Here is a 20,814-nt window from a genome sequence, read left to right as displayed (position 1 = left end):
GCAGCCTGAAGCTTGGTTCTCCAAGTTTCAGGCTGCTTTTTGTATGAATATCCGAAGAAGGAGGGAGGCGGCAGCATGTTTGAGATAACGGAATACAGCGTGGAGCGGGTATTGGACCCGTACGGAATTTTGAGCGGTACACGGTATGAGTTCCTGCTTGACCTGAACGTGCCCGAGGATGACGAGCTGCATCAGGAGGAAGGCGTTACGCTGCGGGTCGTCTACGTGGACGAGGAGAGCGGGTCGCGCATCGCCAAGTACGAATTTCTGACGACGACGTCGAACAAGTATATCGATTTCGAGCTGGAAGAAGACGAGGAGCGGATGGTGCTCGCGTTTTGCACAGAGCATGCGCGGGAAGCGGAAGCGTAACCGCAGTGGCGTGGATGGAGGCAGCCGACAAAAGGACAAAAGGTCGGCTGCCTTTTGACATGGCTGGATCGCCGTTGAGAAGTATCAAAAAATGAGACTAACTCCATGTTTGCTTCATTCGATTGCGCTGTAGTTTCACATTCTGAACCTAATGCGCTCCCCTCGCTCATAAAACTCCGTAAACCCGTTCGTTTGTTGCAATAGTTGAACTTAAAATGCCGCCTGGCGGCCTTTGAGCCGGAATAATTGCAAAAGTTGAAACTAGACATGTTCTTTGGACCCGGAGGACCCGGCCGGACCCTGCTCAATGCTCCCCGGGCAGCCGCCTGCAAAAGTTCGCGTAAGCGAGCAGCCTGAGGAACGGAATCGACCCAAGGCGAGATCAATGAGACGGAGACGGCCTCTTTTCCGACCCCGGCGAATCGAACATGACGGCCTGCCGTCTTATTCCCTCCCTTCGTTCGGTTTTTTTGGCCCGTCCCGCTGTTATTTGTCGCCCTTCGGCCGCATAACATTCAAAAACGGCTATTTTTTGCGAATGACGCGGAAAGGAGCAGGCGATGAACGGGGCACGGAGGGAAATCGAACTGGCGGAGAAGTACGGCGCCCGCAATTACCATCCCCTGCCGATAGTCATTAGCCGCGCGGAGGGCGCGTGGGTGGAGGATTCGGAAGGCATGCGCTACCTCGACATGCTCAGCGCGTATTCGGCTTTGAATCAAGGCCATCGCCATCCCCGCATTATCGAAGCGTTGAAGAAGCAAGCGGATAAAGCGACGATTACGTCCCGGGCGTTCCACAACGACCGGCTCGGCGAGTTCTGCGGGAAGGTGGCGGCGTACACGGGCAAGGAGCGGGTGCTGCCGATGAATACCGGCGCGGAGGCGGTGGAGACGGCGATCAAAGCGATCCGGCGCTGGGCGTACGGCGTGAAGCGGATCCCGCCCGAGCAGGCGGAGATCATCGCGTTCGAGGGCAATTTCCACGGCCGGACGCTGACCGTGACCTCCTTCTCGTCCACGCCGGCCTACAAGGAAGGGTTCGGGCCGTTCACGCCGGGCTTTCGGATCGTCCCTTACGGCGATCTGGACGCGCTTAAGGCGGCGATCCTTCCGAACACGGCCGCCGTGCTGATCGAGCCTATCCAGGGGGAGTCGGGCGTCCGCCTTCCGCCGGACGGCTATTTGGCCGGCGTTGCCGCGCTATGCGCGGAGCGCGGGGTGCTGCTCGCGGCCGACGAGATCCAGACCGGCTTCGGTCGGACCGGACGGCGCTTCGCCTGCGATTGGGAGCGGGTCGTTCCCGACATATACATTTTGGGCAAGGCGCTGGGCGGGGGCGTCATGCCGGTATCGGCCGTCGCCGCCGATTCGAGCGTCATGGACGTGTTCGAGCCGGGCTCGCACGGCTCCACGTTCGGCGGCAATCCGCTCGGATGCGCCGTGGCGATCGCCGCGCTCGAGGTAACCGAGGAGGAGAAGCTCGCGGAGCGGTCGGACGCGCTCGGCTGGTATTTCATGGCGAAGCTTCGCACCCTGAACCATCCGGACATCGCCGAGATCAGAGGGCGCGGCCTGTTTATCGGAATCGAGCTGAAGTCGCCGGCGCGCCCTTACTGCGAGAAGCTGATGCGGCTCGGCCTGCTGTGCAAGGAAACGCATGAACGCGTCATCCGGCTGGCGCCGCCGCTCGTCATTACGGAAGCGGAGCTTGATTTCGCCATGGAGAGGATCGGGCTTGTTTTTGCGGGCAGCGGCAGCGAGAGCGGGGGAGGTCAGGGCACATGAACAATCGGAACGTCGCCATCGTTAAGGTTCCTTTCGGGCAAGGGGCGGCCATTCCCGGAGCGGAGCTCGGCCCGGCGCATCTTATCCATGCCGCCGGCTTGCCGGAGAAGCTGAAGGAACTGGGCATCGCTTATCAAATGACGGACGAAATCAGCCGTCCCGGCGCGCTGCCGCCCATCAAGGCGAGGAACGCCAAGCGGCTCGCGGAAGTGCTGGACGTGTGCGGCAGGCTGGCGGACCGCGTATCGGAGCTCGTCCGTCAAGGCGCGTTCCCGCTCGTCCTCGGCGGCGATCACAGCATCTCGGTCGGCACGGTCGCGGGGCTGGCCCGGCATTACGAGAGGCTCGGCGTCATTTGGTTCGACGCGCATTCGGACCTGAACACGGAGGATACGAGTCCGTCGGGCAATCTTCACGGCATGGCGCTCGGCATCAGCCTCGGCCGCGGGGTTCCGCAGCTTACGGGTCTGAAGGGGATCATCCCGAAGCTTGCGCCGGAGCATGTCGCGATCGTCGGGGCGCGATCGCTCGATCCCGGCGAGAAGGCCTATATCCGCTCGCTCGGCATTGTCTGCTACACGATGCACGATATCGACCGGCTCGGCATCGTCAGGGTCATGGAGAACGTCATCTCGCATCTGGCGAAATCGACCGACGGGGTGCACGTCAGCTTCGACATCGACAGCATCGATCCGCGCGAAGCGCCCGGGACGGGGACGCCCGTCCGGGGCGGACTAAGCTACCGGGAAGCCAATCTGGCGCTGGAGCTGTTGTATCAATCGGAGCTGGTCACGTCGGCCGAGTTCGTGGAGGTCAATCCGCGTCTCGACTCGAACGACCAGACGGCGAAGCTTGCCGTGGAGCTGATCGGCTCTTTGCTTGGGGAGCAGATATTGTAAGTGATAAGCGTAAGGTTGCGCTAACAAATCCATGTAACAGGAGGGGATAGGCCGATGCGGGTGCCGTTCCGGAACGAGCCGTTCACCGATTTTTCGGTTACCGATCATATCCAGGACTTTCAGGAAGCGCTCCGGAAGGTGGAGTCGGAGCTGGGACGCGAATACATGCTGAAGATCGGGCCGGATCGGATCGAGACGGTCACGAAGCGCAAGTCGATTAACCCGTCCCAAGTCAATCAGCTCGTCGGCGTCGTGTCGCAGGCCGATACGGCGCTGGCGCATACGGCGATCCTTGCGGCGTCCGCCGCGTTCGAGCATTGGAAGCGGGTGCCGCCGGCCGCGAGGGCGAAGGTGCTGTACAAGGCGGCCGCGCTGCTGCGGCGGCGGAAGCACGAATTCTCCGCCTGGCTCGTCTTCGAGGCGGGCAAAAGCTGGGTCGAAGCCGACGCCGATACGGCGGAGGCGATCGATTTTCTCGAATTTTACGGGCGGGAGATGGAACGGCTTGCCGAGCCGCAGCCGCTCGTCTCGATAACGGGCGAAGATAACGAGCTCGTCTACATTCCGCTCGGCGTCGGCATCATTATCCCGCCGTGGAATTTTCCGCTCGCGATCATGGCGGGGATGACGATGGCGGCCGTCGTCGCGGGCAATGCCGTCGTCCTGAAGCCGGCCAGCGCGACGTCGGTCGTCGCGGCCAAATTCGTCGAGCTGCTGGACGAAGCGGGGCTGCCCGACGGCGTCGTCAACTTCCTGCCGGGCGCGGGCACCGAAATCGGCGACTTTCTCGTCGAGCATCCGCTGACCCGCTTCGTCTGCTTCACCGGCTCGCGGGAGATCGGCCTGCGCATTTACGAGAAGGCGTCGCTCGCGCAGCCGGATCAGAAATGGCTGAAACGCGTCATCGCCGAGATGGGCGGGAAGGACACGATCATCGTCGACGAGGACGCCGATCTCGACCTCGCGGCCGACGCGATCACCGCGTCCGCCTTCGGCTACGCCGGTCAGAAGTGCTCCGCGTGCTCCCGCGCCGTCGTGCACGAGCTCGTCTACGACGAGGTGATCGAGAAGGTCGTCGAGCGGACGATGAAGCTGCGGCTCGGGAAGGCGCACGAGGAGCATACCGACGTTGGGCCGGTCATCGACGAGCGGGCGTATATCAGCATTCTGAAATACATCGAGGTCGGCCGCGGCGAAGGCGTCATCGTGCACGGCGGCAAAACGGGGGATAGCAGCGGCTACTTCATCGAGCCGACGATCGTCAAGGACGTCGAGCCGTACGCCCGCGTCGCCCAGGAGGAAATATTCGGCCCGGTGCTGGCGTTCATCAAAGCGGCCAACTTCGACGCGGCGCTCGACATCGCCAACAACACCGAATACGGCTTGACGGGCGCGGTCATCTCGCGGAACAGGCTCCGGCTGGAGCAGGCGCGCGAGCAATTCCACGTCGGGAACCTGTATTTTAACCGCAAATGCACGGGCGCGCTCGTCGGCGTTCACCCGTTCGGCGGCTTCAACATGTCCGGTACCGACTCGAAGGCGGGCGGGCGGGATTATTTGCTGCTGTTCACGCAGGCGAAGGTCGTGTCGGAGCGGCTCTGACGCGGGCATCTCGGAAAAAAATGAGGTCGACCAGAACCGTACTGGTGACCTCAAATGCGGATCTTGCCGGCGGCGTTAAGCTTGGCCCCCCGTTCGGCCTTCGCCGCGAAGACGGTCCAGCCGGTACTCGTAGTTCGTTTTGCACAGCTGCAGCAGCTCGCGCTTGACCCCTCGCTTCGGCTGCGTGATCGTTAGCGGCTTGTCCCCTCTGCGGCGCAAAGCCGCGCGCACGCTGTTCGGGTCGGCGACGGCGTTCACGATCAGCTCGTCCGGCCTCTCCCCCGCATACCGTTCGATCAAAAAAAGATCGCAAGCCGCCTCTTCCGTCGTCCGGTCAAGCGCCTCGAGCCGAAAGTCGCGCAGCATCCCTTCCCGAACCTCGGCGATCATCACGTGGTCCTCTCCGAAATAAAGCACGTCCTGATCGATGTCGGCTTCCCGCTCGACGATCTGTTTGCCGGCCGCCTGCTCCAAGCTGCGAATGCCGACGAGCAGCTTCTGCGCCCTCTCGAACTCCAGTCTGGCGGCGTAGTCTTCCATTTGCCGGTACAAGGCTTCGATCAACCCTTCCCCTTTGTTCGCAAGAAGCCGCGCGGCCGCCCGAGCACGCTCCGCGTATTCGGCATCCGTCACCTTGCCCTCGCAAATGCCGCAGCACCTGCCGATATGGTACAGTAGGCACACCTTCTTCGGCATCGTCTCGCATGTCCTGAGCCCGTAATGGTCCGAAATGAACGCGAAGAGCGTATCCCGATAGCCCGAATCCTTGATCGGACCGAGGCGCGGCAACCCGTCCGGATCGGCGTCGGCGTGCTGTTCCCCGCTGCCGCGGAAGTACAATTCCAGCCTGGGGTACCGCTCGGCGGTAAGCCGCAGGTAGGCGTAGCCGGTGTCGTCCCGCTTGAGCGCCCGATTGTAGGGAGGCTTGTGCAGCTTGATCAAATTGTTCTCCAGAAGCAGGCTTTCGGCCTCGTTGTTGACGAGAACGACCTCGATGGAGGCGATTTCGCCGACGAGCTGCCGGATCCGCTTCAGCTCGTGATTTTTCGTGAAATAGGAGCGCAGCCGGTTCCGCAGGCTTTTGGATTTGCCGACGTACAGGATGTCGCCCTCCGCGTTTCTCATCAAATAACAGCCGGGAAGCTCCGGGTATTCGCCGGCGTTGAACGTGAACGGCATGTGCGGTTATCCTCCTCGCGGATTTTCATTTATAATGGACGGGTGGCGTATAAAATGCGAACTCGTTCGGCCATTGGCCGCCGATGAAAGGAAGTGATCCCCATTCTGACCCGTTGTCGTCCCGTGCAGCCGCCCGCCTTGCGGCTCGAGCCTGCGCACTCGGGCTTCCGTTACCGGGAATTTTTGCCGGACAAGCGCCTGGAGCCTTATGTCGCCTGTTATTGGACGATCGATTGCCGCGCGGCGGGCGAAGCGATCCCGAACCGGGTCATTCCCGACGGCTGCGTGGACATTATCGTGGACCTGAAAGCGGCCGCCGGGGCGAACGCGGCTTTCGCATCGGGCTTGATGACCACCTTTGAAACGATCGGCATGCCGGGCGATGCGGCTTCCTTCGGCATCCGTTTCTTTGCGGAATCGGTTCATCATTTTTTGAAAGCGCCCGTCTCCGCCCTTGCCGGATACCGCGTCTCTCTCGAAGATTTATGGGGTACGGAAGCAGAGCTCCTGGTCGATGAGCTGACGGAAGCCGCCGACATGGCGCAAATCATTGAAAAAGCGGAATCGCGGCTGCTCGTCCGATTGGCGGAAGCGAAGCTCGATCAGGGCCATCTGCTGCAAACCGGCATGGGGTATATTTACGCGCACCGGGGCAAGCTGTCCGTCCGCCAGCTGGCGGAGCTGACGAATTACAGCGAACGAAACTTGCGCCGAACGTTTCAGAGAGAGCTGGGCGCGGGTCCGAAGGAGCTTATCGATATCGTCCGGTTCCAGAGTCTCCTGCAGGAGCTTCGCGGCAGCTCGGGGCACCGGTTCGCCGACGCTGCTTTAACCTTCGGCTACTTCGACCAGTCGCACCTTATTCGCGCCTTCAAGCGGATGTACGGCTTGCCGCCGGCCCAAGCGTTCGCCGTCAAACCAATGGACGAAAGCGGTATGTAACAAGTCCGTTTTTTCCAATAGGATAGCACAAGCATGAAGTATGCTTAATAGGAATCAAACAATATTGTAGGAGTGATCGCAATGGGAATCAAGCTGGATATGGTCGGCATCGTCGTGAAAGACATGAAAAAAGCGCTGGCGTTCTACCGCGCGCTCGGGCTCGACATCCCGGAAAGCGCCGATGCGGAGCCGCATGTGGAAGTCGCGCAGGACGGCTTCCGGCTCGCGTTCGATACGCGTGAGACGGCGATTGGCGTGTACGGCGGCTGGGACGAGCCGTCGGGGCACCGGATCGAGCTCGCGTTCGCGTGCGGGAGCGGCGAGGACGTGAACGGGCGGTACGCCGCGCTCGTCCGGGACGGCTACGAAGGGTACAGGGAGCCGTGGGACGCGTTCTGGGGCCAGCGGTACGCGATCGTCAAAGACCCGGACGGCAATTTGATCAGTCTGTTCGCGTAATCAACTTTCGTATTGAATTGTTTGAAATATGTGGTAAAATAAATACGAACTAGTGTTCTGTATTTATTAATTCAAACAATACGTATGGGGGAAAGGGAGTGCGGACAAGGTGGCTGACCGGTATTCGGAAATCGACGAGGTGATCGTTTATATCCATCGGCATATTTACGAGCCGCATCTGCTCGCGGGGCTGGCCGGATACGCCGGGTATAGCCAGTATCACTTCGCTCGTATTTTTAAAGAAAGGATCGGCCTGTCGCCCCTGTATTACGTCTCCTCGCTCCGCCTGCAGAAGGCCAAGGAGCTGCTTCTCCATACGAATTTGAGCATACGCGATATCGGCCTCGAGATCGGCCAGCAGAGCCTGGGCACTTTCACGTCCCGCTTCACCGAGCGGGTCGGCGTGACGCCGTCCCACTTCCGGAATTCGAAGCTTCAGGCGGACAACCACCTGCGCTCCCTGCGGCAGCTTGACGAATGGCGTACGCCTTACCCGATTCTTTCCAGATACGGCGTCATCGAGGGGACCGTCGAGGCGACGGTTCCCTTCGAAGGCGTCATTCTGATCGGCTTGTTCGCGAGACCGATTCCCGAAGGGCTTCCGCTGTACGGTACGCTGCTCTCCTCCTTGGGCAAGTTTTGCTTTACCGACGTCAAGCCCGGAACCTATTACCTCTTGGCCACGTCCGTATCATGGGGGATGCAGGCCGTCGACGTCCTCCTTCCGCACAATACGCTGCGGACCAGATCGAAGGAGCCGATCGTCGTAGAACCAAATTCTCCGGTTCCGCATCAGCGGGTAACCCTCCATCCCCCCAAGCTGGACGATCCCCCGATCCTCATCTCGCTGCCGCTCTTAATGAACAACTTTCTGGGGCAGCTTCTTCAATCGAGCAATCAATAAGCTTTGTTAGCAAAGGAGGTCCGTGGATGAATAAGGTTGCAGACGGAGCGGATACAAGGTCGCGATTACGGCCTGCTGTCGCCGAAGCCGGCTCGCTTGCGGACAGACGTTTCGCCAAGGTTGATACAGTAGGAGAGATAAGAGCGAGGCGGCGCAGAAAGGGGCTGCTCTTCCTTCTTATTCTCGCATGCGCGCTTGTGCCGATTGGCTGCGCGGACGCGGATAAGCCCGCGTACGAAGAGGGGCTCGGGTATAAACCGTCAACCGTGAACGAGCAGTTTTTGATCCCTGTGGGTGCTATCCAGCGGGAGGCGATATTTCACAACCCGAACATTCTGAGGGGAGCAGAGTACGAACTCGCGGACATTGGCGGCGAGCAGGGGCTTTATCCGCCGCAGCGCTACTTTCAAGATTTGGAGGCGGCGGGCTGGCGTGAGCGGAAGGATGATCGGCTCGGGCATGTGCATTTTTTTGAACGGGATAACACCGTCATTTCCGTTGAAATCCGACAGGATTCGTTTACCGTGTACGAGATGAAGGATGAGGCCAATGCGGCCATCCCCTAAGAAGCAGCTAATGAGGCGATAGGGTGCGAGACGCATCCTGTTCTGCCGGAAAGAGAGGGTAAGCCATGCTAAACGATAAGCCCAGCTTATATCTAATAACCGGCATTATGGCGAGCGGCAAGTCAACGGTCGCACAGCTGTTGGCCGAGCGGTTCGAGAAGTCGGTGCATCTGCGGGGCGATGTCTTCCGGAGAATGATCGTGAACGACCGGCAGGAGGTTCGCCCGGACAGCGAGGACGCCGAGCTCGGGCAGCTTCGGCTTCGTTACCGTCTTGCCGCGATGTCGGCGGACGCCTATTACGAAGCCGGCTTCACCGTCGTTATGCAGGACGTCGTCATTGGCCCGCTATTGGAGGAGTTTCTCGCTTTTTTACGAAGCCGGCCGGTAACGCTCGTCGTTCTCTGTCCTTCCGTCGAAGCGGTTGAAATCAGGGAAGCGGCCCGTTCCAAGAAGGGATACGGCATCTGGACCGTATCCGGTCTGGACCAGGTGCTGCGCGAGGAAACGCCGCGGATCGGCATGTGGCTCGACACCACGGATCTGTCGCCAGAGGAGACGGTTGCCGAGATTCTCGCGCGCTCGCAATCGGAAGGGCGGATTGGGTAACGAGACTCGAACGAGGCCCCGTTTATTGCGTATAGCTTAACGAGCCGTCGCCGACCTCGAAATCAGAGTCTGTCAGCTAACGATGAATGCATGCATAGGCTAGGTCCCCTCGAGTGAAACGTTTAGTTTCAAATTTTGAAACGAATTGATGGACGTGACCCCAGAGACAGGATTTAATTTCAAATATTGAGACTAGATAGTGATGACGCGGGGCGATATAGATGATTTGAGCGGATTAGTTTCAGAAATTGATATTAAATCGTTCGCGGATGCAGCGAAAAGCTATTCAGTTTCAAATTTTGAAATTAGCAACGAAACATCCCTTTTTGCAGCAGTTCGAAGCAACCATCTGAACCAGGTAGATTCGCTTTCTCCTGCATCGGTTACTCAGTGTGTAACGGGTTCGAAGAACCCGTTATTTTTTTTATCCAAAGTACCTTGCATTTTTAAGTACTTTAACTTATGATACTTATGTACTTAAGTATACAAGGTAATTTGAAGGCGGAGGTACGGCGATTGAATACGGAAATGTTGAAGGGGACCGTAGATCTTCTGATCCTGTCGATCATTAAGGAGAAGGACAACTATGGTTACGAAATCTCGAAGGCGGTCAAGGAGCGGACGGACGGCGCCTTCGAGCTGCAGGAGGCGACGTTGTATTTATCGTTGAAGCGGCTGGAGAAGCAGGGGGCGGTCTCATCCTATTGGGGGGATCAAACCCACGGCGGAAGGCGGAAGTACTATGCGATCACGGAGGAGGGACGCCTCCTTCTCGAGCGGTACATTCATGATTGGAAAAAAACGTATGAAATCGTCAACCGATTTATTTGAAAGGGCGGAGCAAGATGAACTTATGGAGAAAAGCATTCAGTTTGGGCGATATCCGGTACGGCTGGCTGCTGATAGTGTCCATGGCGATGTGCGTCGCGTTTTTTTATTGCGACCGATACTACGATCCGGACGACCAATCCTGGCTGTCGGCGGGCTATGCCATGGCCTTCGCGACCGCCGTGCTGTGGGGCGCGTTAAATTACATCGGGCATATCCGGCTGAACGCGATGTACCGGAAGCAGAACGATATCCGGGCTTACGTCGGGCAGCTGGCGATGAGCGAGGACGACAAGGCGGAGCTGCGCAATTATTTGGAGGATTACGCCGCGGACTTGACGGAGCAGGGAAAGTCGAAGGAGGAAGCGACGGCCGAAGCGATCTCGCAGTTCAAAGTGAAGGAGCTGCTCTCCTTGTCCAAAAACACCGCGCTGTTCCAGCTTCATGCCCATTATTATATGATCGGCTGGATCGCGGTCGCTCTCGTCTTGGCCGTGTTGACGGAAATGACGCGCTGGTTGATGGATTCGAATGCGCTGTGGTTCATGATCGTCGAGGCGGTATTCGCCGCTTACGGCGCGGGCCTCTTCGGCTTGTTCGTCGTCTACAAGCTGCTGGACGCTTTTATTCATCGCAAGCTGAACGATCATTTGTCTTAATCGGACGATAGAGAAACAAAAGGAGTGCATGGACGTGGAGAACTGGATTACGGATATGATGAACGATTTTGGTTATTTGGGCGTATTTCTGCTGATCGCGCTGGAAAATTTGTTTCCTCCGATTCCGTCGGAAGTCATTCTTACTTTCGGAGGCTTTATGACGACGTATACCGGCATGACGATTGCGGGAGTCGTCGTTGCCTCGACGATTGGCTCCGTTACGGGCGCCGTCGCGTTGTATTTCGTCGGTTATTTGATAGACGTCACGAGAATGGAAAAAATCATCAACCGGTGGGGACGCATCCTGAGGCTTACGAACGATGACGTCCGCAAGGCGTACGGCTGGTTCGAGAAATACGGCGTATGGACCGTGTTTCTATGCCGGCTGATCCCGCTCATCCGAAGCCTCATTTCCATCCCGGCCGGCAGCACCCGCATGAACTTTTGGCTGTTTATCGCGCTGACGACGCTCGGTTCGCTCATCTGGAACGTGCTGCTCGTTAACGTCGGCGCGGCGGTAGGCGCATCGTGGGAAACGATCGTCGGTTACATGGACATTTACTCGAACGTCGTTTATGCGCTGCTTGCTCTTGGCGTCGTCATCGCGCTCGTATGGTTCATCCGCAAGAGAAAAAAGGTTTAATATAAGGCAGACTCGTCCAAAGTTGGATACAATCGGAATCGATATTCACGTATAATAGGGAATAGATCAGATCGTAGACAGCGGAGGACGTCGCCATGAAATATATAGGTCTTGAACAGGTAGAGCCGGGACAGGTTCTCGGCAAGTCGATTTATTCCGGGAACGGGCGGGTGCTGCTGGCTGCCGGCGTGCCGCTTACCGTCTATATGGTCAATACGCTTAACCGCATCGGCGTGACGATGCTGTACATTCATGATCCGGCTTTCGACGACGTCATGCCGGAGGAGATGGTAAGCGAGGTGACGAGGCGGGAAGTGCTGCAGGAGACGAACGATATGTTCGAGGCGATCCGCTCCGGGAAGGAATGGAGCTCGAGGACGATCCGGACGAGCGTCGGCCGGGTGCTGGAAGACGTCATGAGCAGCAAGGAGCTGCTGCTGCAGCTCACCGAAATACGGACGAAGGATAACGCGCAATACGTGCATGCCTTGAACGTCTGCGTCATTTCCGCGGTGATCGGGATGAATATGAGCTTGAATTACAGCCAGCTGAAGGAGCTCGCGATCGGAGCGCTGCTTCACGACGTCGGGAAGATCGAGCGCGCCGCGGGAGGAGAGCCGGAGAGCGGCAAGAGGGAGCATCATACGTGGCGCGGCTTCGAGCTGCTGAAGACGAAGCAGGAATTCGGCCTGATGGCGGCGCATATCGCGCTGCAGCATCACGAGCGGGTCGACGGATTAGGCGAGCCGCGGGGCTTGTCCGCGCAGGAGATACACCCGTACGCGAAGATCGTGGCCGCAGCCAACATGTACGACAATTTAATCAATTCGCTTGACGGGGAAGGCTGTCGGCCGGACGAGGCATGCGAGAAGCTGATGGCCATGTCGGAGCAGCAGCTCGATCATGAAATTCTCGTGCAATTTATAAGGAACGTCTCCGTGTACCCGAACGGGTCGGCGGTGCGTCTCTCGACGAAGGAGACCGGCGTCGTCGTCCGCCAGCACCGGGGGCTGCCGGCTCGTCCGGTCGTCCGCATCGTGCAAGCGGACGGCGACATGCTCCTCGGCATATCCGAGCTGGACCTGGCGGAGCATCCGACCGTATTTATCGAGACGGTGCTAACCTAAGACGCGGCGCAGTTCCCGTCTAAAACGAAACAACGAAGAGAAAGTCCATTTGCCTGCTTGCGAGGCAATGGACTTTTTTGCTGCCCGGTTATTTATTTCAGCTGATCCACCTTCGACTTCATGGAAGCGACGACGATCTTCTTGTAGCGGACGGCCATCATGAGCACCTGCATTTGCTCCCTGCGGGAAAGCTCCTTGAACCGCGGCTCTTCCTTCAAAAAAGCGAGGAAAATGGACAGGGCCGCCGGAGACAAACGGTGAGTCTTGAGATCGGGGAACCGGCGCATGGCCCGGTTGCCGCGGAACCGGTACAGCCATGATTTGACTTGAGATTTCGCTTTGCTCTCATCGACCAGGCACGGCGCGACGGCGTTTTTGGTATGCTTGCGGAGAAAATCGTAACGGTCGTTCCCGACCAGAATCATATAGCTTCCGTCCTTGCGGTTTTTGCGCACGACGAGCAGATTCATGCAGTCCCACATCATACGGCGAAGCTTGCGGATTCGCGCGGTCATGCCGGACGACAAATCGGGTTTGATCTTGTTTAGCGGTATATACTGAACGGTAAATCGCATAGACGGACACCCTCCCTTGCAGGCAGTATATGCAGCGGGCCATTTGTCCTAGACGGCGATTCGTCAACTTTTTACAAAATGTTCAGCTCCCGCCTATCATTCCATTAAATTAAAAGATTCTCATCATTTTCTAATAATAGAGTGGAAAACGCCGCCAATGCTCATATTTTTCTCTCAGAGGAATAATTTAGGTAAGCTCAAAGCTGGTATATTGGAGGCATCAAACGAACTGGAGGTCATATGAACATGCAGCTTAAGACACTCATCGCGAAGGTTACGATTTTAGGCGTTTGCGCTACGGCGGGCGTTACCGCCATCGACATTGGACAAGCCTCGACGGCGGCTACGGTATCGGCCGCGACGTCTTATGAAACGAAGGTCATATACGGCGTTAACATGAGATCCAAACCGAGCATGAGCGGAAGCAAAATCGATTTCCTGTCCACGGGCGAATCGGTTCACGTTATCTCGAAGGTGAACAGCTACTGGCTCAAGGTCAAGACGAAGAGCGGTAGAACCGGTTACATATCGGCAAGCAGCAAGTACACGAACTATTCCGGCAAATCGAGCGGAAGCGGGTCCAGCTCCAGCGGTTCAAGCACCAGCTCGAGCTCGAAGGCCAACCAAGTCATCAGCCTGGCGAAGAGCTACCAGGGACGCGTCAGCTACGATTTCGGCACCCGGAACACGAGCAGGCTGATCTTCGATTGCTCGTCGTTTACGGAATTTATTTTCGCCAAAGTCGGCGTCGACTTGAAGTGGGGCACGCGTTATCAGAAGAGCCAAGGCTCCGCTGTCAGCAAAAGCAATCTGAAAAAGGGCGACCTCGTCTTCTTCGATACGATCGGAAGCAACAATCGGGCGATCAATCACGTCGGCATCTACATGGGCGGCGGACAGTTCATTCACAACACGCCTTCCAAGGACGGCATCGCGATCAACAGCTTAAGCTCCGGCTGGTGGAGCACGCACTACGTGAGCGCGCGGAGAGTGCTGTAATATCGTTTAGCCGCATAGAATTTAGGGAAAGGCCGCTTCGGCGGTCTTTTTGCCGTGCGGAGGAGATGGGCGGCGGCGTATCGAAGTCTGTAAGTAAGGAAAGTTTCTACAGAAGACTAGAGGAGTTGGAACGGAGGGGTTTAGCTGGCATTCAAGCATAAGCGTACGCTGCTGTGGGCAATCGTCCTGCTGCTCGTCGGGGGAAGCTGGGCAGGCAATTTGATCTATTATCGGAGCATGCAGCTGCAGGAACCGCTGTTTCTTCAGCATTTTATGACGGTGAACGGCAACCGGGGCGAGATGATCAATCTGACGTTTCTGGAGAACAGGGGGACGGGGAAGAAAGTAACGGGCATTCAATTCGAGGAGTTTCCGCAGCTTCGGTTCACGTTGGGAGACGACAATTCCTATCAATACCACGTCGTGAGGAAGGCTTATGCGGAATGGCGGCCGGACGAGGCGCAGGCGATGGGCGTGAAGAAAGAGCCGCTCACCGTCAGGGAAGCGACCGTCTATTACAGCGAAGGCGAGCCGAAGCGGGTACCGATCGGCGAGATCGGCATCGAATGGAGCGAGTACGGGGGATTGCTGCAATCCGTGAGCAGCTCGTCTTCCTCGAACGGCGCCGGGAGCAATACCGTTACGATGAGGAAGCCGGCTACCTTGGAGGCGGTCGATTACCGCTATCGCGATCAGCTGGCGCCCTGGTTCAGGCTTGAGCTGTCCGGCCGGCCGATCGAGGAGGCCGCGCTTCCGATGGAGCTATCGGCGGGCGATCCTCTGTCGTTCGCGTATCAATGGTCGATCCCGGACGATTCGCCCGCTTCGCTGCGGGTCTATGAATCGGAGATGCTGCTTACCTTTCGAACGGAGGAAGGTGAGCGCGTGACCGAATCGTTGCCGATCAACTACAACCAGTACTTCAGCGAGAGTCAATTGAAGCGGCTTGTCCGTTCGGGAGGCGAGACGGAGTGACGACCTTGCGGGAACAAGCATTAAGAAGGCTGGGCTGGGGCTTGGTTCTGCCAATGATCGATATCCATATCATCATTGTCGATCTGCTGCCCGATTTCATTGGTTACGCGATGATCGTATCGGCGCTGCACCGGCTTTCTTCCGAGCATTCGGCCTTTCGAAAAGCGAAAGCGGCGGCAATTGCGCTGCTGCTGCTGTCGCTGCCGCAGCTCTTGCTGAAGTCCAATATTCCGATTGCGGAATTCAAAGCCGTTCCGATCCATATGCATCTCTATGGGCAAGCTGGCCTTGCCTTGCACGCCTTGATGGCCTACTGGCTGTTTAACGGCTTGTACGCCTTCGCGCGGCAGAACGGCCTAGGGGCCGAGACGCTGGATTCCGTCGTTTATCGCAGAAACTTCTATTTGTCGGTTACCGTCCTGCAGCTCGCGTATTATCCGTTTCTATGGAATAGCGAGGACGGCATGCATCTGTTATTGTTCGCGTTTGCGGCATTGATGCTTGTCGCCGAGCTGCTTCTTCTGCGGCTGCCGTTTCGGTTGGCGAAGGAGCGGAAGGGGGAAGAGCGCCCCGCGAATTGACGGGACTCCGACCGCCGCTCGGGAATTGGCATAGCGGCTGACGGAGGAGACTGTCCCGCTCGCAGCGCGAATCCCGGAGCTCTGTATCTCGACGCGGCACTTGCTGCGTTTATGGCCTTTCGGGGTTTGCCTAGAAACGGATGATCCTTGCTGCGTTCGTGCTATCCTGTATTTCATCCAGTAATTTTGTGTAGAATCACGCGTTTGGATGGCTATACTGGATTTTCTGCAGTAAAAATGGCCGATGTTGGTTAAATTGAGCCGCTAACCGGCCATGAGAATGGATGAAATCCAGGATAACGCCGCGCTACGGCTCGTTGTCTCGCGCGATCCTGGATGGAATCCACTATAGCCGTCCATTCAAACGCCTTGGCGGGAAGGATCTGCCGACGCAGCGAGCGTAGCGGGTATGGCCCGCCCGGGTGTTGCCCGGGAAACCGCAGCCGTCAGCCGTACATGTACCAAGCGCGAACCGCGGCGCGGTAGGTCAGCTGCCCGGGCTCGATCGGAGTGGCCGCGCTTTTCATCAGCATGGCGGATTGGAACGGTACGGGCGGCTCCTGCACGCGGGAAATTTGCTGCACCCCGCTCGGAACGGCGGCCAAGGCGACGCCGAGCGTGCCCGCGATCGTCAGCGCCTTCTGATGCGCGTCGCGCACGGCCAGCGACAGCGCCTGGTTCACATACGCTTCCGGCTGGGCCGTCGTGAACTGGATGCTCGTAACGGAATTGGCTCCGCTCGATACGGCCGTATCGATGACGCGCCCGGTATCGTCCACGTCTTCGATCGTCACCTGCAGCATATGCGTGACCTGATAGCCTCGGAAAACCTGCCTGCCGTCCACGTAGTCGTATTGCGTCTCGATCCGGAAATCTTTCGTTTGGATGTTTTCCCTTGGAATACCGAGCGCAAGCAAGGCGTCGATAATGGCGGTGACGGCCTCGGCGTTCTCGTTCTGCACTTCCTGCAGCGAGGTTCCTTCCGTTATCGCGCCCAGCACGACGACGGCACGGTCGGGGGCTGCGTCGACGGTCCCGTCTCCCACGACCTCGATGGAGAAAGCGCATTTCGAACGGTCGGCGGCAGGCGCCCCATGGAATGAATGATTTGGCATTGCGGACTCCTTTCACGGTTAAAGGTTTGTTTATTATTTGATATATGGAAAACGCGCCTCGGGCATGCTATCGTTTTTCCTTACATTCGCGCGCGGCCGCCTGAAAAAAACCAGCCGCTCCCATGTGAGAACGACTGGCTGCCATGCGCGATTATTCGGATGGTTCCGCTGTGTCGTCCGCGGCGACGATGACGATTTCGGCTTCGGTAATGCCCGGCAGCGATTTGGTCATGATCGAGGAGTGGTAAGCGACGATCTTCATGCCCGGTTGCAGCTCCTCATCTCCGCCAAGCGCCGGAATGACCTGCGTTTTGTCCGAGATCGTCAGAATGACGTCGTTGCCCGCCGCCTGATCCGAGTCCACGTCGACATAGACCTGGTCCTCCGTCGTACGGTCGGATTCGATGATCGTCCCTTCGATTTTGTTCGTTTCCTCTTTTTTGACGACGATTTTGTCGGCATGCGTCTGGGCCGGATAGATCATGGTCATGACCTCGCCATAGTAGGCTTCGACGCGGGTGTCGGCTTTCAACGCGTCCGGCGTCAGCGAGCTGCCGTCTTCGCCCACGATTTCGGTGTTCTCGTCCACCGTCAGAATGACGTAGTTGACGCCGCCCTGCTCAAGCGGATTGCCGATGACGGTGATCGTATTGTCGGCCGCGTCCGTAATGATGCCGTTCGTTCCCGGAGCGGCCTCCGGCGCCGTCTCGTCGCCGGTATTCACCACGACGTAGTTCGTCGTCGCTTGTGGCGGAAGGCTCATCGTCACGGCAGGGCCGTAGAAGGCGCGCACGCTCATGCCCGGCTTAATGTCGGCGGCTTGAACAGCTTTGCCGTTTTGATCCAAAATTTGGGCTTTGTCGGCAAAATGCAGCACGATCGTTTCCTCGATCGACGTATAAATATCTTTGCCTTCCACGACGATTCCGTTATCCGTCACTTCGGATACGGCCCCTTCGACCGCGTTCAGGGCTTGGTCGCGAACGATGAGCGTCAGCAGCGTTCCGCGAGCCGGCATGCTTTTCGTAAGGTTGGGGCTGTAGAAGGCTTTGATCGTCTTCTTCTCGTCGACGATCGTTTGCAAATCGACGGGGTTGCCCTTGGTGTCGATGATTTTCGATTCCGGGGTAACGGACAAAATCATTTCGCTCTGATCCGTCGCCTCAAGGCCTCTGCCGGTTACCTTAATGGTCGTGCCGGACTCGTCCTTTACGAAATCGGTGATCTGACCCATCGTGCCCGGAACGATTTTTACTTGGTTTTGGATAACGGCTTGCCCGCCTTGAACCGGCACGCCCTGCGCGTTCGCGACGATCGGCAGCGCCGCCATCGCCAGAATCGAGGCTGTCGTCAACACTTTGTACATTTTTTTCATCTGCAGTTCCTCCTAAGTATGCCTTGCTGCATCAAAATATTGCCAAAGCGGCATGGTTACGTCCTCTTGGACGCGCCGGATTTAGAAAATGTTGCAATCGCTTCGGAATTCCCGCCGACTGGCCGCGCTGAAAGACAGGAAAAACGCGTCGACGCGGGCGATTCGGTCAGCTTCAAATTTTAGGCTTTACAACGACGAACCGGGCTCCTATAATAAAGGAAACAACAATTTACACGAGTAAATTTACTCGTGTAAATAAAAGATCGACACCATTGGCAGGGTTTTATTTTAAAATTTCGAGGAGGTCATCGCATGACGACAGTTCAACTGAACATTCCGCAATTGGCGGAGCAGTTTCAAGAGGACGGGTATTTGCTGCTGAAAGGGGTTTTATCCGCCGACAAGGTCGCGCGCCTTAACGCCGCGATCGATCAAATTTTGGCGGAGGAGCCGGAATCGCTATCCTACAATATTTATAACAGCGTGGAGCGCCATGACGAATTCGCATCCTTGATCGACGAGCCGGCGATGCTTCCGCTCATGGTCCGGCTGCTCGGCTACAACATTCAGCTTCATATTTCCCACCTGACCGTGCGCAAGCCGAATCCCGAAGACGCGAAGACGGAGACGAACAGCTTCATCAACTGGCATCAGGACGGCCCGCATCCGCAATTTCCGAAGATCGGCGGCTTAACCTCGACCTATTACGTGAAAACGTGCTACATTCTAAGCGACATGTCCGAGCCGAATCGCGGCAATACGAAAATCATTCCGAAGTCGCATAATCGCGTCTATCAGCCCGGCTCCCACAACGTGAGGGAGGAGCTGGCGGACGAAATGCAGGTGTGCGGCGAACCGGGCGACGTATTCGTCTTTGCCCAAAACCTGTGGCATGCCGGGGCGCCGAACTTCTCCAGCCATACGCGCCGCCAGCTGTTTCTCGGCTACAGCCCGATTTGGATGCGGCCGATCGACTACCGGGACGCTTCTCCGAGGCTTCTCGAAGGCGCGAGCCCGATCCGCAGGCAGCTGCTCGGCGCCATTAGCGACAATCCGTTCCACCATTATGTTCCGCAGGAATCTATGGTACCATTAAAGCAGCTAGAAACCGCAAGCCAAGCCGGGAAAGACGCCGGCAGCGGCGTTTATTAAAGGCAAGCGAGTTTCGAAAAGCATCGACAAGGAAGGAGGCCGCACGCATGGCAACCCGGCAGGAAGTGGCGGACCGCGCAGGCGTATCCGTCGCCGTCGTCTCCTATGTGCTGAACAACCGCCAGGTTGTCAAGGAAGAAACGCGGCGCAAAGTGCTGCAAGCGATCGAGGAGCTCGGCTACCGCCCGAATCAGATGGCGCGCAGCCTGAAGACGAAGAAGACGCGCCAGATCGCCGTGCTGATTCATTACATCGGCAATCCGTTCGAGGCCGGCCTTCTGCTTCACATCGAGGAGACGGCCAAGCGGCACGGCTACTTCGTCTTCGTGCAAACCTACGAGCCCGAGCGTGAGGAAGAGCTGCGCAGCCTGCTCGTGGGACGGGTCGACGGCATTCTGCTGCTCGGACAGCCGGTCAGCGAGGAGACGCTCGATTATTTCGGTTCGCTGGACGTTCCCGTCGTGTCGGCCATGCAGCCCGCCTCGGGGCGCGAAGCGACGGCCGGCGTCCCCTACGTCGACATCGATTGGCCGTCCGCGATGAGAAGCCTGGTCGCTCACCTGCGCGGACAAGGCCATGAGCGTATCGCCTTCATGACGGCGGGCGGAGCGGATTCGGCTTACGCGAACCGGCTGGAAGCGTTCCGCGAAGCGATGGCGGAGGAAGAAGCGGGAGCGGGGCCGAGCGCGATTCTGGGCGGAGGCGGCCGGTTCGAGGCGGCGGAGCGGGAGCTGCTGCGGCTGATCGACGGCGGGGGGGAGCTGCCGTTCACGGCGCTCGTCTGCGCCAACGACTTGATGGCCGCCGGCAGCCTGGCCGCGTGCCGCGCGCGGGGGGTAGCGGTGCCGAAGCGGGTCGCGATCGCCGGCTGCGAGAACATTCTGATGTCCTCGCAGCTGAGTCCGCCGCTGACGGCGATCCATTATCCCCGTCAGGAAGCGGGCGAAGCGGCGATGGCGATGCTGCTCGGCCGCATGAACGGTTCGGACGGGGAGCCCGTGCGGCTGCAGGGGCAGCTTATCGTTAGAGGTTCTACCCGGGCGGACGGATGAGCGGCGTCATCTCCTTGTCCGTTCGGCGTTTTCCCGCAACGGAGCCGGCATCCTTCTGATAGGGCAATAGTGAGGCAGCCTCATAAAATATTGAGGCAAGCCTCACTATTTTTGCGTTTGTCGCAGTTTTCGGTTGAAACAGTGAGGCAAACCTCACTCCGTATGAAGCTGTCTTCACGGGGAGTGAGGTTTGCCTCACTACAATACAAATTTGCTCCAATGCACGCTTGAAATGTGAGGCTAACCTCACTAATTAGTGAAGATGCCTCATTATTCCGCCGCGCTGCCCAAAGTCCCTGTGACGGCTAATCTCATTCGCCGGGGATTGTTTTAACCGAATGACACCTCCGCACTAACGGAGAACAAGAGCTCAATGAGGCTCCTGCTGCATCGATCGGCAGCCTCCGGCCTTCGC

General features: G+C 58.0%; 22 protein-coding genes. 18 read left to right on the top strand and 4 right to left on the bottom strand.

Annotated elements, in window-relative coordinates; genetic code table 11:
• Window positions 1-75 precede the first annotated feature (75 nt).
• From IDH41_RS11845 to pruA, 4 genes are all read left to right on the top strand, one after another.
• A complete protein-coding gene (locus IDH41_RS11845; RefSeq protein WP_190861237.1) occupies window positions 76-372 on the top strand; it encodes a DUF6509 family protein in 297 nt (98 codons plus the stop codon).
• Between the two features lie 560 nt (window positions 373-932).
• Window positions 933-2,159: an ornithine--oxo-acid transaminase gene (locus tag IDH41_RS11840; RefSeq protein WP_190861235.1), complete on the top strand. Its 1,227-nt coding sequence runs from the start codon at window positions 933-935 to the stop codon at window positions 2,157-2,159.
• Window positions 2,156-3,058 carry an arginase gene (rocF, locus tag IDH41_RS11835; RefSeq protein WP_190861233.1) on the top strand — a complete coding sequence of 301 codons (903 nt, stop codon included), beginning with the start codon at window positions 2,156-2,158 and terminating at the stop codon, window positions 3,056-3,058. The genes IDH41_RS11840 and rocF overlap by 4 nt, the downstream gene beginning before the upstream one ends.
• 54 nt (window positions 3,059-3,112) lie before the next feature.
• Entirely contained in the window at window positions 3,113-4,660 is a 1,548-nt protein-coding gene (gene pruA, locus IDH41_RS11830) for an L-glutamate gamma-semialdehyde dehydrogenase (RefSeq protein ID WP_190861231.1), read from the top strand.
• A 75-nt stretch (window positions 4,661-4,735) separates the two neighbouring features.
• Here pruA and IDH41_RS11825 read toward each other — a convergent pair whose 3' ends face one another.
• Window positions 4,736-5,839, bottom strand: coding sequence for a GIY-YIG nuclease family protein (locus IDH41_RS11825; protein WP_190861229.1), 1,104 nt, complete (start codon window positions 5,837-5,839; stop codon window positions 4,736-4,738).
• Window positions 5,840-5,932: 93 nt separating this feature from the next.
• On the opposite strand from IDH41_RS11825, the gene IDH41_RS31935 reads away from it, so the two are divergent.
• The 9 genes from IDH41_RS31935 to IDH41_RS11780 all read left to right on the top strand — a co-directional run bounded on the left by IDH41_RS31935 (window position 5,933) and on the right by IDH41_RS11780 (window position 12,575).
• The gene (locus tag IDH41_RS31935; RefSeq protein WP_190861227.1) at window positions 5,933-6,781 is read left to right on the top strand and encodes an AraC family transcriptional regulator; all 849 of its coding nucleotides are present in this window, start codon (window positions 5,933-5,935) and stop codon (window positions 6,779-6,781) included.
• Window positions 6,782-6,862: 81 nt separating this feature from the next.
• A complete protein-coding gene (locus tag IDH41_RS11815; protein ID WP_190861225.1) occupies window positions 6,863-7,240 on the top strand; it encodes a VOC family protein in 378 nt (125 codons plus the stop codon).
• A 109-nt stretch (window positions 7,241-7,349) separates the two neighbouring features.
• Window positions 7,350-8,144, top strand: coding sequence for a helix-turn-helix transcriptional regulator (locus tag IDH41_RS11810; protein ID WP_190861223.1), 795 nt, complete (start codon window positions 7,350-7,352; stop codon window positions 8,142-8,144).
• Window positions 8,145-8,170: 26 nt separating this feature from the next.
• Window positions 8,171-8,710 (top strand): hypothetical protein, encoded by a 540-nt coding sequence (locus IDH41_RS11805; protein WP_190861221.1) that lies wholly within the window; start codon window positions 8,171-8,173, stop codon window positions 8,708-8,710.
• Window positions 8,711-8,775: 65 nt separating this feature from the next.
• Window positions 8,776-9,318, top strand: a complete 543-nt coding sequence (locus IDH41_RS11800) for an AAA family ATPase (protein WP_190861219.1) — start codon at window positions 8,776-8,778, stop codon at window positions 9,316-9,318.
• Between the two features lie 516 nt (window positions 9,319-9,834).
• On the top strand, window positions 9,835-10,149 hold the full coding sequence (locus IDH41_RS11795; RefSeq protein ID WP_190861217.1) for a PadR family transcriptional regulator: 315 nt from the start codon (window positions 9,835-9,837) through the stop codon (window positions 10,147-10,149).
• A 14-nt stretch (window positions 10,150-10,163) separates the two neighbouring features.
• Window positions 10,164-10,805 carry a permease prefix domain 1-containing protein gene (locus IDH41_RS11790; protein WP_190861215.1) on the top strand — a complete coding sequence of 214 codons (642 nt, stop codon included), beginning with the start codon at window positions 10,164-10,166 and terminating at the stop codon, window positions 10,803-10,805.
• Between the two features lie 34 nt (window positions 10,806-10,839).
• On the top strand, window positions 10,840-11,448 hold the full coding sequence (locus IDH41_RS11785; protein ID WP_190861214.1) for a DedA family protein: 609 nt from the start codon (window positions 10,840-10,842) through the stop codon (window positions 11,446-11,448).
• 95 nt (window positions 11,449-11,543) lie between these two features.
• Window positions 11,544-12,575: an HD-GYP domain-containing protein gene (locus IDH41_RS11780; RefSeq protein WP_190861213.1), complete on the top strand. Its 1,032-nt coding sequence runs from the start codon at window positions 11,544-11,546 to the stop codon at window positions 12,573-12,575.
• 92 nt (window positions 12,576-12,667) lie between these two features.
• Here the strand turns inward: IDH41_RS11780 and IDH41_RS11775 are convergent, their stop codons facing one another.
• Window positions 12,668-13,150, bottom strand: a complete 483-nt coding sequence (locus tag IDH41_RS11775) for a hypothetical protein (RefSeq protein WP_190861212.1) — start codon at window positions 13,148-13,150, stop codon at window positions 12,668-12,670.
• Between the two features lie 246 nt (window positions 13,151-13,396).
• Between IDH41_RS11775 and IDH41_RS11770 the strand changes: the two genes are divergently transcribed.
• The 3 genes from IDH41_RS11770 to IDH41_RS11760 all read left to right on the top strand — a co-directional run bounded on the left by IDH41_RS11770 (window position 13,397) and on the right by IDH41_RS11760 (window position 15,705).
• Complete coding sequence (locus IDH41_RS11770; protein ID WP_190861211.1) at window positions 13,397-14,149, top strand: C40 family peptidase; 753 nt, start codon at window positions 13,397-13,399, stop codon at window positions 14,147-14,149.
• Window positions 14,150-14,368: 219 nt separating this feature from the next.
• A complete protein-coding gene (locus tag IDH41_RS11765; RefSeq protein ID WP_190861210.1) occupies window positions 14,369-15,124 on the top strand; it encodes a hypothetical protein in 756 nt (251 codons plus the stop codon).
• Window positions 15,121-15,705, top strand: coding sequence for a hypothetical protein (locus IDH41_RS11760; protein WP_190861209.1), 585 nt, complete (start codon window positions 15,121-15,123; stop codon window positions 15,703-15,705). Before IDH41_RS11765 ends, IDH41_RS11760 begins: the two co-directional genes overlap by 4 nt.
• A 446-nt stretch (window positions 15,706-16,151) precedes the next feature.
• Here the strand turns inward: IDH41_RS11760 and IDH41_RS11755 are convergent, their stop codons facing one another.
• Together IDH41_RS11755 and IDH41_RS11750 are read right to left on the bottom strand one after the other, a co-directional pair.
• Window positions 16,152-16,820 carry an SIMPL domain-containing protein gene (locus tag IDH41_RS11755; protein ID WP_190861207.1) on the bottom strand — a complete coding sequence of 223 codons (669 nt, stop codon included), beginning with the start codon at window positions 16,818-16,820 and terminating at the stop codon, window positions 16,152-16,154.
• Window positions 16,821-16,971: 151 nt separating this feature from the next.
• Window positions 16,972-18,195 (bottom strand): peptidase, encoded by a 1,224-nt coding sequence (locus tag IDH41_RS11750; protein ID WP_190861205.1) that lies wholly within the window; start codon window positions 18,193-18,195, stop codon window positions 16,972-16,974.
• A gap of 312 nt (window positions 18,196-18,507) precedes the next feature.
• Between IDH41_RS11750 and IDH41_RS11745 the strand changes: the two genes are divergently transcribed.
• Both IDH41_RS11745 and IDH41_RS11740 read left to right on the top strand, forming a co-directional pair.
• On the top strand, window positions 18,508-19,347 hold the full coding sequence (locus IDH41_RS11745; RefSeq protein WP_190861203.1) for a phytanoyl-CoA dioxygenase family protein: 840 nt from the start codon (window positions 18,508-18,510) through the stop codon (window positions 19,345-19,347).
• A 47-nt stretch (window positions 19,348-19,394) separates the two neighbouring features.
• Window positions 19,395-20,399 (top strand): LacI family DNA-binding transcriptional regulator, encoded by a 1,005-nt coding sequence (locus IDH41_RS11740; protein ID WP_190861201.1) that lies wholly within the window; start codon window positions 19,395-19,397, stop codon window positions 20,397-20,399.
• Window positions 20,400-20,814: the final 415 nt, after the last annotated feature.

The sequence above is a fragment of the Paenibacillus arenilitoris genome, from assembly GCF_014705655.1.
Classification (GTDB): domain Bacteria; phylum Bacillota; class Bacilli; order Paenibacillales; family Paenibacillaceae; genus Pristimantibacillus; species Pristimantibacillus arenilitoris.
The sequence above is the reverse complement of the archived record's forward strand: the minus strand, read 5'-3'. Positions and strand labels throughout refer to the sequence as shown.